General features: G+C 54.8%; 11 protein-coding genes. 4 read left to right on the forward strand and 7 right to left on the reverse strand.

The window, feature by feature from the left end; all coding sequences use genetic code 11:
• The first annotated feature begins 72 nt into the window (after window positions 1-72).
• Complete coding sequence (sthA, locus tag ACLHV8_RS21560) at window positions 73-1,473, forward strand: Si-specific NAD(P)(+) transhydrogenase (RefSeq protein ID WP_028018089.1); 1,401 nt, start codon at window positions 73-75, stop codon at window positions 1,471-1,473.
• On the opposite strand, the gene oxyR is transcribed toward sthA, so the two are convergent.
• The 4 genes from oxyR to argC form a co-directional block, all read right to left on the reverse strand.
• The gene (oxyR, locus tag ACLHV8_RS21565; protein WP_028018090.1) at window positions 1,447-2,373 is read right to left on the reverse strand and encodes a DNA-binding transcriptional regulator OxyR; all 927 of its coding nucleotides are present in this window, start codon (window positions 2,371-2,373) and stop codon (window positions 1,447-1,449) included. The two genes, sthA and oxyR, sit on opposite strands and share 27 nt — an antisense overlap.
• Window positions 2,374-2,677: 304 nt before the next feature.
• The gene (argH, locus tag ACLHV8_RS21570; RefSeq protein ID WP_129324967.1) at window positions 2,678-4,051 is read right to left on the reverse strand and encodes an argininosuccinate lyase; all 1,374 of its coding nucleotides are present in this window, start codon (window positions 4,049-4,051) and stop codon (window positions 2,678-2,680) included.
• Between the two features lie 74 nt (window positions 4,052-4,125).
• Window positions 4,126-4,902: an acetylglutamate kinase gene (argB, locus tag ACLHV8_RS21575; RefSeq protein WP_108091191.1), complete on the reverse strand. Its 777-nt coding sequence runs from the start codon at window positions 4,900-4,902 to the stop codon at window positions 4,126-4,128.
• Between the two features lie 6 nt (window positions 4,903-4,908).
• A complete protein-coding gene (gene argC, locus ACLHV8_RS21580; protein WP_108091192.1) occupies window positions 4,909-5,913 on the reverse strand; it encodes an N-acetyl-gamma-glutamyl-phosphate reductase in 1,005 nt (334 codons plus the stop codon).
• A gap of 88 nt (window positions 5,914-6,001) precedes the next feature.
• On the opposite strand from argC, the gene argE reads away from it, so the two are divergent.
• From argE to ACLHV8_RS21595, 3 genes are all read left to right on the forward strand, one after another.
• Window positions 6,002-7,153, forward strand: a complete 1,152-nt coding sequence (gene argE / locus ACLHV8_RS21585; protein WP_028018094.1) for an acetylornithine deacetylase — start codon at window positions 6,002-6,004, stop codon at window positions 7,151-7,153.
• A 246-nt stretch (window positions 7,154-7,399) separates the two neighbouring features.
• Window positions 7,400-10,051: a phosphoenolpyruvate carboxylase gene (gene ppc, locus ACLHV8_RS21590; RefSeq protein WP_028018095.1), complete on the forward strand. Its 2,652-nt coding sequence runs from the start codon at window positions 7,400-7,402 to the stop codon at window positions 10,049-10,051.
• A gap of 54 nt (window positions 10,052-10,105) precedes the next feature.
• On the forward strand, window positions 10,106-10,954 hold the full coding sequence (locus ACLHV8_RS21595; protein WP_028018096.1) for a helix-turn-helix transcriptional regulator: 849 nt from the start codon (window positions 10,106-10,108) through the stop codon (window positions 10,952-10,954).
• Here ACLHV8_RS21595 and ACLHV8_RS21600 read toward each other — a convergent pair.
• The 3 genes from ACLHV8_RS21600 to ACLHV8_RS21610 are packed head-to-tail and all read right to left on the reverse strand — an operon-like array spanning window position 10,941 to window position 14,435.
• A complete protein-coding gene (locus ACLHV8_RS21600; protein WP_028018097.1) occupies window positions 10,941-11,297 on the reverse strand; it encodes a PTS fructose-like transporter subunit IIB in 357 nt (118 codons plus the stop codon). The two genes, ACLHV8_RS21595 and ACLHV8_RS21600, sit on opposite strands and share 14 nt — an antisense overlap.
• 2 nt (window positions 11,298-11,299) lie before the next feature.
• A complete protein-coding gene (locus ACLHV8_RS21605) occupies window positions 11,300-12,175 on the reverse strand; it encodes a [formate-C-acetyltransferase]-activating enzyme (RefSeq protein WP_028018098.1) in 876 nt (291 codons plus the stop codon).
• Entirely contained in the window at window positions 12,141-14,435 is a 2,295-nt protein-coding gene (locus ACLHV8_RS21610) for a formate C-acetyltransferase (RefSeq protein ID WP_208594695.1), read from the reverse strand. Before ACLHV8_RS21610 ends, ACLHV8_RS21605 begins: the two co-directional genes overlap by 35 nt.
• Window positions 14,436-14,446 lie beyond the last annotated feature (11 nt).

The following is a 14,446-nucleotide window of genomic DNA, read 5'->3' on the forward strand; positions in this document are numbered from 1 at the left end:
GATAATTGGGTTACTCTGGCAATGATGTTATGATTCTGTTGCTTTTATGTATAAGAACAGGTAAGCCTTGCCATGCCACATTCCTACGATTACGACGCAATAGTTATTGGTTCCGGCCCCGGCGGCGAAGGTGCTGCTATGGGTCTGGTGAAACAGGGAGCCCGAGTAGCGGTCATTGAGCGCTACCATAATGTTGGCGGCGGTTGCACCCACTGGGGCACCATCCCTTCGAAAGCCCTCCGCCACGCCGTTAGCCGCATTATCGAATTTAACCAGAACCCTCTCTACAGCGACCACTCCCGACTTCTTCGTTCATCCTTTGCCGACATCCTGAATCACGCGGATACCGTCATTAACCAGCAGACACGTATGCGTCAGGGGTTTTATGAGCGTAACCACTGTGAAATTTTGCAGGGTAACGCGCATTTTGTTGATGAGCACACCCTGGCGCTCGAATGCCACGACGGTTCGGTTGAAACCATCACCGCTGAAAAATTCGTTATTGCCTGCGGCTCACGCCCGTACCACCCGGCCGATGTAGATTTCTCGCACCCACGCATCTACGACAGTGACTCCATCCTCAGCCTGCACCACGAACCACGCCACGTGATTATCTATGGCGCTGGGGTGATTGGCTGCGAATATGCGTCGATCTTCCGGGGCATGGAGGTCAAAGTTGACCTGATCAACACCCGCGATCGCCTGCTGGCCTTCCTCGACCAGGAGATGTCGGATTCCCTCTCGTATCACTTCTGGAACAGCGGTGTCGTCATTCGCCACAACGAAGAGTACGAGAAAATCGAAGGCTGCGATGACGGTGTGATCATGCACCTGAAATCTGGCAAGAAGCTGAAAGCCGACTGCCTGCTGTATGCCAACGGCCGTACCGGTAACACCGATTCACTGGCGCTGGAAAACATTGGTCTGGAAACCGACAGTCGCGGTCAGTTGAAGGTCAACAGTATGTACCAGACCGCCCTGCCGCACGTTTATGCAGTCGGGGATGTTATTGGCTATCCAAGTCTCGCGTCAGCAGCCTACGACCAGGGACGCATTGCGGCTCAGGCGCTGGTGAAAGGCGAAGCAACGGCGCATCTGATTGAAGATATTCCGACAGGGATTTACACCATCCCGGAAATTAGCTCAGTCGGGAAAACCGAACAGCAACTGACGGCCATGAAAGTGCCTTACGAGGTAGGTCGTGCCCAGTTTAAACATCTGGCGCGCGCGCAAATCGTGGGGATGAGCGTGGGAACGCTGAAGATTTTGTTCCATCGCGAGACGAAAGAGATCCTCGGTATTCACTGCTTTGGTGAACGCGCCGCGGAAATCATTCATATCGGCCAGGCGATAATGGAGCAAAAAGGGGGTGGTAACACCATCGAGTACTTCGTTAACACCACCTTTAACTACCCGACCATGGCAGAAGCCTATCGGGTAGCGGCACTAAACGGTCTGAACCGCCTGTTTTAACGCGCTGTCAAAATGGCCATCCATTGAACTCCGGATGGCCTCTGCCAGCTGCTCATAGCGGCTGCGCAGCGGCGAACCCGGGCGATAAACCAGGCCAATCGTACGGCGCGGCTCTGGCTTAATGCACGGCAGGTACACCACGCCATCTCGCGTGCGTTCACGAGGTACGGCCAGCGCAGGCAGCAGTGTAATACCACTTCCCGCAGCCACCATATTACGCAGCGTTTCCAGGCTGGTTGCGCGGAAATGGGTATCTTCATCAGCACCCGCTTCAAAGCAAAAACCCATCGCCTGATCGCGCAGGCAGTGGCCATCTTCCAGCATCAGCAGCTTCTCGCCGGCCAGATCGGCCATCGGCACGCGATCGCGGTTCGCCCACGGGTGATCTTGATAGATCGCCAGCATCATCGGCTCATCAAACAGCGGCACCTCAATAAAGGCTTCGCTCTCTTTGACCAGCGCCAGAATGGCACAGTCGAGCTTACCGCTATCTAACTGCGCCAGCAGCTGATGGGTCTGCGCTTCATGCAGGTACATTTCAAGTTTCGGGAACGTCTGGTGCAGCATCGGAATGATGTGCGGTAACAGGTACGGGCCAACGGTTGGGATCAGGCCAATATGCAGTGGGCCTGACATCGTTTCCCCCTGCTGGCTTGCCATTTCCTTGAGCACTTTGACCTCGCGCAGCACGGTACGCGCCTGATCAACCAGCAAAAGACCTGCCTGGGTGAACAGTACCTTACGACTGGTGCGCTCCAGCAGCATCACACCAAGCTCATCCTCCAGCTTGCGGATCTGGCCGCTCAGCGTAGGCTGGCTGACGTGGCAGGAATCTGCCGCGCGGCGAAAATGACGGTGCTCGGCTAACGCTACCAGGTATTCAAGATCACGAATATTCATTATTCATCCTCCGTCGCCACGATAGTTCATGGCGATAGATAGCATAGCAACGAACGATTATCCCTATCAAGCATTCTGTTGAATAATACACCACATAGACGAGGCGGCACGTGTTTGACCCAAAACGACCCCGCTCCGTCAGCGAGTTTCTCTCAAAACTCGAACAACTAAAGCCAACGTGAACTTTTGCGGACCCCGTGGTCCGCTTTTTTTTTGTGTAAAAAAGCCTGGCGTTAAGCCAGGCTCGGTTTTTCTCCCTCTCCCCGTGGGAGAGGGTCGGGATGAGGGCACCCACCCTCACAGTTTAAACTAAGCGGTTTTTCGCATCCGCAATCGCCTGCGCGACCTGCTTAGGTGACACGCCGCCTTTCGCCGCACGCTTATCCAGACAAGACTGTAATGCCAGAATCGGATAAACATCATCCCCGATAACCGCGCTGAACTTCTGCAGCTCGGCAAGCGCCAGATCTTCCAGCGGTTTACCCTGGCGAATCGCTTCCACTACCGCTTCGCCCACAATATGGTGCGCTTCACGGAACGGTACGCCTTTCGCAACGAGGTAATCCGCCAGCTCAGTGGAGTTGGCATACCCCTGCTGCGCCGCTTCCTGGCAACGCGGGCGTTTCACCTGAATACCATCCAGCACCAGTGCGCCCATATGCAGACAGTCCAGCCAGGTGTCGAGCGCGTCGAACAGCCCTTCTTTGTCTTCCTGCATATCTTTGTTATACGCCAGCGGCAGCCCTTTCAGGGTCATCATCATGCCGGTCAGCGCGCCCTGGACGCGGCCACACTTGCCGCGGATAAGCTCCAGCGCATCCGGGTTTTTCTTCTGCGGCATCAGGGAAGAACCTGAAGTCACACGGTCAGACAACTCGACAAACCCGGCCTCACCGGAGTTGAAGAAGATCAGGTCTTCTGCGAAACGCGACAGGTGGACCATGCCGATTGAAGCATTTGAGAGCAGTTCCAGCACGTGGTCACGGTCAGACACGCTGTCCAGGCTGTTACGGGTGGCAGAGGCAAAGCCCAACCAGCCTGCCAGCTGTTCACGGTCAATTTCATACGCCGTACCGGCCAGCGCGCCGCTACCCAGCGGACTCACGTCCAGACGTTTCAGGGTATCCTGCAGACGGCTTTCATCACGCGCCAGCATCTCGACATAGGCCAGGCACCAGTGCGCAAACGTCACTGGCTGCGCACGTTGCAGGTGGGTATAACCCGGCATGACCGCGTCCTGGTTGTTCTGCGCGGTTTCCACCAGCGCACTCTGCAGTTGACGGTTAGCGGCCAGCAGTTCGCCAACGGTATCTTTACACCACAGCTTCAGATCGGTTGCGACCTGGTCGTTACGGCTACGGCCAGTGTGCAGCTTCTTACCCAACTGACCGACTTTATCGATCAGTTTGCCTTCTACCCAGCTGTGAATGTCTTCGGCATCACTCTGGAGAATTTGATCCGGGTTCAGGCGCACTTCTTCCAGCAGGTTGTTCAGCGCTTCTTCCAGCTGCTGCTGTTCCTCTGCGGTCAGTACGCCAACTGTCACCAGCGCTTTGGACCAGGCCACAGAGCCGACAATATCCTGTTCGGCCAGGCGGTAGTCGAAGCGCAAAGAGTCGTTGAACTGTTTGAACCGCTGATCCGCTGCCTGTGTAAAACGCCCACCCCAAAGTGCCATAACATCGTTCCTTTATTCGTTAGTTCCGCCGGGTGGCGCTACGCTTACCCGGCCTACGGTCATTCAATAAAAACTTACGCTAAAATACGCGTGCCAATCGGCGTGCCGTTAAACAGCGCCGGGAGTTGCTCCGCGTGACGCCAGGAGGCGATATCGACCGGACGACCGAGCGTGCGCGCGGCATCCAGTGCAGCGTTCACTTTGACGATCATACCGTCGGTAATAATGCCCTGCGCAATCAGCTGCTCGGCTTTCGCCGCCGTCATTTCCGCAATGCGCTGACCTTTGCCGTCCAGAATACCGCTCACGTCGGAAAGCAGGATCAGGTCTGCGCCCAGCGTTGCCGCCAGTGCCGTTGCCGCCTGGTCCGCATTCACGTTCATCAGCTCACCCTCTTCGGTGACACCGATAGAACTGACCACCGGCAGGAAACCACCGTCCAGCAACGTGTTAATCAGCTTAGGCGAACCTGGCTGCGCCAGTCCAACATGACCGAGTTCTTCGTCGAGCTGAGTCACTTTTACGCTATCGCCATCGCCCAGGTAGAGGCCAACGGAAGCAATATGGTGTTTCTTCGCCCATGCCAGTAGCGTTTTGTTCGCCGTCCCCGCCAGCGCACCGGTGATGATGTCAATCTGATCGGCAGGCGTAACGCGCAGACCATTTTTCTTTTTCACCGGCAGGTTGAGCCCTTTCATCAGCTCATCCACCACGCAGCCGCCACCGTGAACAATCACCAACGGACGTTGGTGCGATTCGCGATAGTTAACCAGCGCGGTAAAAAGACGCTCCAGCGCCTCTTCGCTGTCCAGCAGTACACCACCGAGTTTGATAATTAATGGGTTCATCATCACACCTTAAATAAGAGCCTGCGTTTCAGGGAAGCCGAAACGAATATTTGCGCACTGCATGGCCTGAGCGGCAGCGCCTTTGAGTAAGTTATCTTCTGCGGCGACCACAATCAGGTGTTCGCCCTGCACAGCAAAGCCGATATCGCAGAACGGCAGACCGACCACGTTTTTCAGCGCCGGGACGCCTTTATCGTACAAACGCACCAGCGGTTTATCCGCGTATGCCTGAGTGAAGACCTCGTTCACCTGTTCTTTGGTTACGCCCGGTTTCAGGCGGCAGGTAATGGTTTCGAGGATCCCACGCGGGAAGCTGCCCAGGTGCGGGGTGAAAATCACCTCCGCGCCCAGATGGGTGGTAATTTCAGGGTGATGACGGTGGTTAAACACACCATACGGCTGAAGGCTCACTTCGCAGAAGCTGTTGGAGATAGCAGCCTTGCGCCCGGCACCGCTCACGCCACTGGTGGCGTTGATCACTGGCCACTGGTTCAGATCCAGCAGGCCCGCGTCGATCAAAGGCTTAAGAGAAAGCTGCGCCGCCGTTGGATAGCAGCCCGGGACTGCAATCAGATCCGCTTCTTTCAGTTTGTCTGCGCTCCACTCCGCCAGGCCGTACACCGCTTTTTCAAGCAGATCCGGGTGCTGATGGGTAAAACCGTAATATTTTTCATAGAACGCGCCATCGTTAACACGGAACGCGCCAGAGAGGTCGAACACCACACAACCGGCCGCCAGAAATTGCGGTGCCAGGTCGTGGCTGACTTCGTGCGCAGTGGCCAAAAACACCACGTCGACGCCTTCGGTGAACTCACTGATGTCAGACATTGGCTGCAACGGCAGATCAACAATGCCCTTAAGTTGCGGATGCAAATCAGAAATTAACTTTCCTGCATCATTGCTTTGCGCTGACACGGTCAAAGCGGTTATGGTCATATGTGGATGGCGATTCACGTAGCTTACAAGCTCTGCGCCCGCATAACCGCTAGCGCCTACAATCAGCGTATTCAACATCGGGTTCCTTTATGCTCAACGTTAATGTATTTTTATTCACATTTATTGCATGAATATTGATACTATCACGACCTAAGGTGTGTCAACAATGAAAATGAACTTACCGCCATTTATCGAGATCTACCGCGCCCTGATTGCCACACCGTCCATCAGTGCAACCGAAGAAGCGCTGGATCAGAGCAATGAGTCTTTAATCAATCTGCTGGCGGGTTGGTTTAGCGATCTTGGGTTTAACGTTGAGGTTCAGCCCGTCCCCGGAACCCGCCACAAATTTAACCTGCTCGCCAGCACCGGAACCGGTGCGGGCGGCCTGCTGCTGGCCGGTCATACTGACACCGTACCGTTTGACGACGGCCGCTGGACGCGCGATCCGTTCACCCTGACCGAACATGACAACAAGCTCTACGGTCTGGGCACCGCCGACATGAAAGGATTCTTCGCCTTTATCCTCGACGCGCTGCGTGACGTCGACGTGACGAAACTGAAGAAACCGCTCTACATTCTGGCGACCGCCGATGAAGAAACCAGCATGGCGGGCGCTCGCTACTTCTCTGAAAACACGTCGATTCGCCCGGATTGCGCGATCATCGGCGAGCCAACGTCTCTGCAACCGATTCGCGCGCACAAAGGCCATATCTCGACGGCAGTGCGCGTGCTGGGCCAGTCCGGCCACTCCAGCGACCCGGCGCGCGGCGTGAATGCCATTGAGCTGATGCACGATGCCATCGGCCACATCATGCAGCTGCGTGATTCCCTGAAAGAGCGCTATCACCATGATTCGTTCACCGTTCCTTATCCGACGCTGAACCTCGGTAGCCTTCACGGCGGCGATGCCTCCAACCGTATCTGCGCCTGTTGCGAGCTGCACATGGATATCCGCCCGCTGCCGGGTATGACGCTGAGCGATCTGAACGGATTACTGACAGAAGCCCTTGCACCGGTGAGTGAACGCTGGCCAGGCCGTCTGACGGTTTCCGATCTGCATCCGCCAATTCCGGGCTATGAGTGCCCGCCGGATCACCAGTTGGTCGACGTGGTGGAAAAACTGCTCGGCGAGAAAACCGATGTGGTGAACTACTGCACCGAAGCGCCGTTTATTCAAACGCTCTGCCCGACGCTGGTCCTTGGCCCTGGCTCCATCAACCAGGCCCACCAGCCGGATGAGTATCTGGAAACTCGCTTTATCAAGCCAACCCGCGAACTGATTACTCAGGTTGTGCATCACTTCTGCTGGCATTAATGACCTTTCCCCTCTCATCTGAGAGGGGAAAATCTCGCGATCTCCGTCACATTCCCATAAGCATCACTTATCTGACGCGAAGCGAATTAAATTTCGTAAATTACCCACATTTATTCGTTTGCTGAACCGTTTTCGCAGCAATTGACGACGGGGGTTTTACGTGGCTTTATAAAGGGAGATGACAAAATAATGTCCAGAAGAGTTTCGACTGGGCATAAACAAAAATGATGGGGTGACTGGGTTTTTATGAACGAACAATATTCCGCGTTGCGTAGTAATGTCAGTATGCTCGGCAAAGTGCTTGGAGATACCATCAAAGATGCGTTGGGGGAGAACATCCTCGACCGTGTTGAAACCATCCGCAAGCTATCGAAATCTTCTCGTGCAGGTAATGAGGCCAATCGTCAGGAGCTGCTAACCACGTTGCAGAACCTCTCTAACGATGAGCTGTTACCCGTTGCACGCGCATTCAGCCAGTTCCTTAACCTGGCAAACACCGCTGAGCAATACCACAGCATTTCGCCAAATGGCGAAGCTGCCAGCAACCCGGAAGTCATTGCCCGTACGCTTCGTAAACTCAAAGATCAGCCAGGCCTCAATGAAGACACCATCAAAAAAGCGGTGGAGTCCCTTTCGCTGGAGCTGGTACTGACCGCGCACCCAACCGAAATCACCCGTCGTACCCTGATCCATAAAATGGTGGAAGTGAACAACTGCCTGAAGCAGTTGGATAACAAAGACATCGCTGACTACGAGCGCAACCAGCTGATGCGCCGCCTGCGCCAGCTGATTGCCCAATCCTGGCACACCGATGAAATTCGTAAGCATCGCCCAAGCCCGGTTGATGAAGCCAAATGGGGCTTTGCGGTGGTAGAAAACAGCCTGTGGGAAGGGGTTCCTAACTACCTGCGCGAGCTGAACGAACAGCTGGAAGAGAACCTGGGCTACCGCCTGCCGGTGGATTTTGTTCCAGTGCGCTTCACCTCCTGGATGGGCGGAGACCGCGACGGCAACCCGAACGTGACCGCAGAGATCACCCGTCATGTCCTGTTGCTGAGCCGCTGGAAGGCCACCGACCTGTTCCTGAAAGACATTCAGGTACTGATTTCCGAACTGTCGATGGTTGAAGCAACACCGGAACTGCGCGAGCTGGCTGGTGAAGAAGGTGCCAGCGAGCCGTATCGTTTCCTGATGAAAAAACTGCGCAGTCAACTGATGGCTACTCAGGCCTGGCTGGAAGCACGACTTAAAGGCCAGCGCCTGCCAAAACCCGAAGGTCTTCTGAGCCAGAACGAACAGCTCTGGGAGCCCCTGTACGCCTGTTATAAATCTCTGCAGGCCTGTGGGATGGGCATCATCGCGAACGGTGAGTTGCTTGATACCCTGCGCCGCGTGAAGTGTTTTGGCGTACCGCTGGTGCGTATCGATGTGCGTCAGGAGAGCACCCGTCATACCGAAGCCCTGGGCGAACTGACCCGCTATCTCGGCATCGGCGATTATGAAAGCTGGTCCGAAGCCGACAAGCAGGCCTTCCTGATCCGCGAACTGAACTCCAAACGTCCTCTGCTGCCTCGCAACTGGGAGCCAAGCAACGACACCCGCGAAGTTCTCAACACCTGTAAAGCGATCGTTGATGCGCCGAAAGGATCGGTGGCGGCCTATGTGATCTCCATGGCGAAAACGCCGTCCGACGTGCTGGCCGTTCATCTCCTGCTGAAAGAAGCCGGTATCGACTACGCCCTGCCGGTCGCGCCGCTGTTTGAAACCCTCGATGACCTGAACAATGCCAATGATGTCATGACCCAGTTGCTGAACATCGACTGGTATCGTGGCTTTATTCAGGGCAAACAGATGGTCATGATTGGCTATTCTGACTCCGCAAAAGATGCGGGCGTAATGGCAGCATCCTGGGCCCAGTACCAGGCGCAAGATGCACTGATTAAAACCTGTGAGAAAGCCGGTATTGAGCTGACCCTGTTCCACGGACGCGGCGGTTCCATTGGCCGTGGCGGTGCACCTGCTCATGCCGCACTGCTGTCACAACCGCCGGGAAGTCTGAAAGGCGGCCTGCGCGTGACCGAGCAGGGCGAGATGATCCGCTTCAAGTACGGTCTGCCAGAAGTCACCATCAGCAGCCTGTCGCTTTACACCAGCGCTATTCTGGAAGCGAACTTGCTACCGCCGCCGGAGCCAAAAGCGTCCTGGTGTCATATTATGGACGAGCTGTCAGATATCTCCTGCGATCTGTACCGCGGCTACGTGCGTGAAAACAAAGACTTCGTACCTTACTTCCGTTCAGCGACGCCTGAGCAGGAGCTGGGTAAACTGCCGCTGGGCTCACGTCCTGCGAAGCGTCGCCCAACCGGTGGCGTAGAATCCCTGCGTGCTATCCCGTGGATCTTCGCCTGGACGCAGAACCGTTTGATGCTGCCAGCCTGGCTGGGTGCCGGTGCCGCGCTGCAGAAAGTGGTAGAAGATGGCAAACAGAGCGAGCTGGAAGCTATGTGTCGCGACTGGCCATTCTTCTCAACCCGCCTGGGTATGCTGGAGATGGTCTTCTCGAAAGCTGACCTGTGGCTGGCGGAATACTACGATCAGCGCCTGGTGAAACCTGAGCTGTGGGCACTGGGTAAAGAGCTGCGCGAACTGCTGGAAGGTGACATCAAAGTGGTGCTGGATATCGCCAACGACTCACACCTGATGGCGGACCTGCCGTGGATTGCCGAGTCTATTCAGCTACGTAACATCTATACCGACCCGTTGAACGTCCTGCAGGCAGAACTGCTGCATCGTTCGCGTCTGGCGGAAGAAGAAGGTAAAGAGCCGGATCCACGCGTTGAACAGGCGCTGATGGTGACGATTGCAGGCGTTGCGGCAGGTATGCGTAACACCGGCTAATGCTTTATGCCCGGCAGCGCTGCGCTTGCCGGGCAATACCTCGGTATTCACATCATGCACCACGATATCACCCACATCCTGACTGACCTGATAAACGGCACGTTGCCTCTACGTCAGGTGCATTTTGCAAACTCAACATCCTCCGTTCCCGCACTTGCCTTGCAGGTCGATTTTCCTCGTCTGGAGATCGTGCTCGAAGGTTCGGTGAAAGACCTGGCTGCTTCCGTTTTACAGCAGGGTGATGTTTTATACGTTCCTGCTGGCGGCTGGAATGATCCGCAATGGCAAAAGCCCGCGACGACGTTGAGCATTCTGTTTGGCAAACAACAACTTGGGTTTAGCCTCCTGCACTGGGATGGCGTTGAGGTCCGTAACCTGGCAAAACGGCATGTTGCCCGCAGAGGTCCTCGTATTGGCTCATTCCTGCTGCAAACGCTCCATGAAATGCAGATGCAGCCGCATGAGCAGCAAACCGCACGGCTGATTATCGCCAGCCTGCTTAGCCACTGCGTCGACCTGCTGGGCAGCCAGATCCAAACCGCCTCGCGTAGTCAGGCTCTGTTTGAAGCGATTCGGGTCTATATTGACGAGCACTACGCCGCGCCGCTAACCCGTGAATCCGTGGCGCAGGCGTTTTACATCTCCCCCAACTATCTGTCGCATCTCTTCCAGAAAACAGGTGCAGTGGGTTTCAATGAATACCTGACGCATACCCGGCTGGAACACGCGCGTCAGTTGCTGAAAGGGTATGATTTAAAAGTGAAAGAGGTGGCACATGCCTGCGGGTTTGTTGACAGTAACTATTTCTGCCGGTTGTTCCGTAAAAACACAGAGCGATCCCCGTCAGAATACCGTCGCCAGTATCACAGCCAGCTAACAGGGAAAGTGGCTAGTCCAGAATGAGCTGAGTATGCTGCGGTGCGGAAAACATTTTACGCACCGCTCCCATCACCCTTTGCGGGTCACGTAAAAAGGCGTTAATCCCGCACTTCACGTAGCGGGTATGTTCGAAGCGTTCACTGCCAGCCAGTTCGATATCCGCGATCAGTAGAACAACATCGGCGCGACGAATATCGTCATCTGTGAGCTCGTTTTCAACGCCCAGAGCTCCCTGCGTCTCAATGTGAACGCTCCACTTCTCATGCAGGCAGAGTTTTTCAAGCCTTTCGGCTGCCATATAGGTATGTGCAACGCCACTGACACAAGCGGTCACCGCCACCAGGTGACGTTCCGTTATCACTGCCATACTTAACCTCCTACGGTGACATGGAAACCTTCGCGCTCAGCCATTTGACGCATCGCCGCAACCTCACTTTCTGTTGGCGGAACCACTTGCCGCATCCCCCACTCCTGACCAAGGAGACGATACTTTGGTTCCCCGTACTGATGGAACGGCAGTAAATGCAGTTGCCGTATTCCAGAAGGTAACAGAAACGCCAGCACGCGAGCCATGTTCGTTTCATTGAGCGTAAAACCCGGAATAAGCGGCACGCGAGGGATCACATTTACTCCGTCTGCCACCAGTTGCATAAAATTATCGAGCACTCTGGGCAGATTCATTGCTACCACTGAACGCGCCAGCTCCGTATCCATTATTTTCAAATCAAACAGCACTTCATCACACTGGTGCGCCAGTGGCAGTAAGCGAGATAAAGGCGCATCTCCTGCCGTTTCGATGGCTGTATGCACGCCATATCGACGCAGCCTCTGCAAAAGCAGTGTCGCAAAAGGTGCCTGCATCAACACTTCCCCTCCGGAGAGGGTGACGCCACCACCCGAAGAACGGAAGAACACATCGTCTTTCATTACCTCACGTTCGAGCACATCGAGCGTAACGTCTCTTCCAATATGCTCGAACGCGCCAGAAGGGCACTCATTAGCATCCCGCAGACAGGGGCTACAGTGCAAACATTTGCTCACGCGGCGCACTGTCTCGATTTTCGGTGAGATCGACTCAGGATTAGCACACCAGGGGCAGCGGTGAGGACAACCTTTAAAAAACACTACCGTACGAATGCCACGCCCATCATTCAACGAATAGCGCTGAATGTTGAAAATACGCGCCGCATTGGCGCGCGTTTCAACCTCGTCACAGCTGATGTGCTGTGCGACGGATAATGTCATCCTGGATCTCCTTCGATAACTCAACAAAGAAGGTGCTGTATCCGGCAACCCGGACGACCAACCCGGCAAAATCCTGTGGGCGCTGCTGTGCTTCGCGTAGCGTGTCCGCGTTAACGACGTTGAACTGGATATGTTGCAGTTTAAGCTGGGTGAACGCGCGCAGAAAATCCGCCAGCTTTTGCAGCCCGGCATCGCCTTCCAGCGTCGCAGGCGTGAATTTAACGTTCAGAAGTGTACCGTTAGATAATAAATAGTTATCCAGCTTACTCACCGATTTCAGTACCGCCGTCGGGCCCTGCATATCTTGCCCGAGCATAGGAGAGAGCCCACCGTCTGCCAGCTGCTCACCTGCCAGGCGACCATCCGGTGTGGCACCCACGACTGCGCCCAGCGGTACGTGTGCCGACACGGTATATGAACCGGGGGTAAATTGCCCACCACGCGGGTTGCGGTATTTTTCGACCTCTTTACAGTAATGGCGCAGCAATTCAGCGCTGATATTGTCGACATCATCAATATCATTGCCGTATTTTTCGAAGCGGTTGATCAGCCTTGCACGCACTTTCTCGCCTTCAGGGGTGGCAAAATTGGCTTTTAACACGGCTAATAGCTCATCAAAACTTAAGCGTTGCTGTTCAAAAACCAGCCCTTTCAGAGCATGCAATGAGTCACTCAAATTCGCTATCCCTATCCCCTGCACGCCAGAGAAGTTATAGCGTGCACCGCCGTCGGTAATATCTCTCCCCGTAACCAGGCAATCACTGATAAACGAAGAGAGAAGCGGAACGGGCGCCCAGTCGCGGTGGCCGATATCGCAGATATTGCTCCCCTCGACCATCAGCGCAATGTAGTGATTAATTTTGGCGCGAATATGTCTCAGCAACTCTTCATAACTGAGATCCGCATTGCCTTCGTTCTCCTGCATCGCAATTTCCATGACTTTCAGCAGGTTAAACATCGCGATATCGTGAAGACCGTAGGTTTTACCCGGAATGGACAGTTCAACGCAGCCGACAACGGCGTAATCACGCGCATCTTCAAGTGACACACCACGATTCAGAAAAGCTGGCACCACCACTTCATCGTTAAATATCTGCGGAATACCGGTTCCCAGGCGGATCGTCTCTGCAGTTTTGAGCAGGAAAGGTCGATCAATAAGTTCGTTCACTCGCACGCCAAGGTTGGGCTGCGGAAGCTGAACGCTCTGGTAGGCATCCAGGCACAGGAAGGAAAGCACATTCACCGCACTGCGACCACTCTCCGTCAGGCCGCCCAGCAGTGCAGTATATCCCGTCGGAAATCCGGCAAAATAACGTGCGCTGCTGGTCGAACGTAATAACACCACGTCATTGCACTTCACCCACAATGATTCCAGAAGTTCTTTCAGAAACGAAGGATCGTCACCTTGCGAGAGCGAAGCCTGATAAAACGGCAACATATACTGATCAAAGCGCCCGATGGAGAGCGAGCTGGCGTTAGATTCGTACTGTAAAATAACGTTCATGTACCAGAATAGCTGACACGCCTGCCAGAACGTTTGCGGTTTATGCTGAGCGTTATGACGAGAGTTTTCCGCAATCTTGAGTAATTCCTCGCGTCGAGAGCCATGGCTGATGGCAGCGACGTCTTCAGCCAGCACTGCATAGCGCAGAATGTGGCGCTGCGAGGCTTCAAGCAGAATCAGCGCCGCGGCATAGAAGGTGTTCTCCGTATCGCGGGTGCAGTGTTCACGCATTTCCTCTACCAGCGCACCCAGACCATTATTCAGCAGGCGTGGGTAATCAATGATGATATGCCCCTGCCCTTTATCCGTCTGATTGACGCTAAAAATCTGTGTCCCCACGGCGGCTTTCACTTCATCCGTCATCTGGCTGTTGATGAAATCTTTCATCGACCGTTTTTCCCACCAGGGATACAGCACTTCACGGTAGATCCGCTTATCCTCGTCGCTAATGTCGAAGCGATCCTGGGGTCGTGTGGCAAACTGATCCAACTCCTTAAGCAGCCAGTACGGGTCCATCTCAGGGGACATAATTCCTGCGCGCGGTTTAACGGTGCGGTTTCCGGCAATCAGTTCCTCATCACGAATCGCGATATTCACATGGTCGAGAATGTACGCCGTGGCTTTCGCGCGCCTGAGCATAACCGGCTCGCCTTCCGTCTGCTGATAACTGGCGGTATAGAGCAAAGCACGCTCAAGTGAGATTTCGCGCGGGTTAGCAAAGAGTGCGTCTTTCAGACGCTGGGTACGATTCGTCATGAGGTAACTCC

The organism is Enterobacter sp. CPE_E863 (assembly GCF_046521465.1).
Classification (GTDB): domain Bacteria; phylum Pseudomonadota; class Gammaproteobacteria; order Enterobacterales; family Enterobacteriaceae; genus Enterobacter; species Enterobacter adelaidei.

Excerpts from the sequence above, each read along its gene's own strand:
- sthA (WP_028018089.1), top strand. The coding sequence starts at position 73 with ATGCCACATTCCTACGATTACGACGCAATAGTTATTGGTTCCGGCCCC.
- oxyR (WP_028018090.1), bottom strand. The coding sequence starts at position 2,373 with ATGAATATTCGTGATCTTGAATACCTGGTAGCGTTAGCCGAGCACCGT.
- argH (WP_129324967.1), bottom strand. The coding sequence starts at position 4,051 with ATGGCACTTTGGGGTGGGCGTTTTACACAGGCAGCGGATCAGCGGTTC.
- argB (WP_108091191.1), bottom strand. The coding sequence starts at position 4,902 with ATGATGAACCCATTAATTATCAAACTCGGTGGTGTACTGCTGGACAGC.
- argC (WP_108091192.1), bottom strand. The coding sequence starts at position 5,913 with ATGTTGAATACGCTGATTGTAGGCGCTAGCGGTTATGCGGGCGCAGAG.
- argE (WP_028018094.1), top strand. The coding sequence starts at position 6,002 with ATGAAAATGAACTTACCGCCATTTATCGAGATCTACCGCGCCCTGATT.
- ppc (WP_028018095.1), top strand. The coding sequence starts at position 7,400 with ATGAACGAACAATATTCCGCGTTGCGTAGTAATGTCAGTATGCTCGGC.
- ACLHV8_RS21595 (WP_028018096.1), top strand. The coding sequence starts at position 10,106 with ATGCACCACGATATCACCCACATCCTGACTGACCTGATAAACGGCACG.
- ACLHV8_RS21600 (WP_028018097.1), bottom strand. The coding sequence starts at position 11,297 with ATGGCAGTGATAACGGAACGTCACCTGGTGGCGGTGACCGCTTGTGTC.
- ACLHV8_RS21605 (WP_028018098.1), bottom strand. The coding sequence starts at position 12,175 with ATGACATTATCCGTCGCACAGCACATCAGCTGTGACGAGGTTGAAACG.
- ACLHV8_RS21610 (WP_208594695.1), bottom strand. The coding sequence starts at position 14,435 with ATGACGAATCGTACCCAGCGTCTGAAAGACGCACTCTTTGCTAACCCG.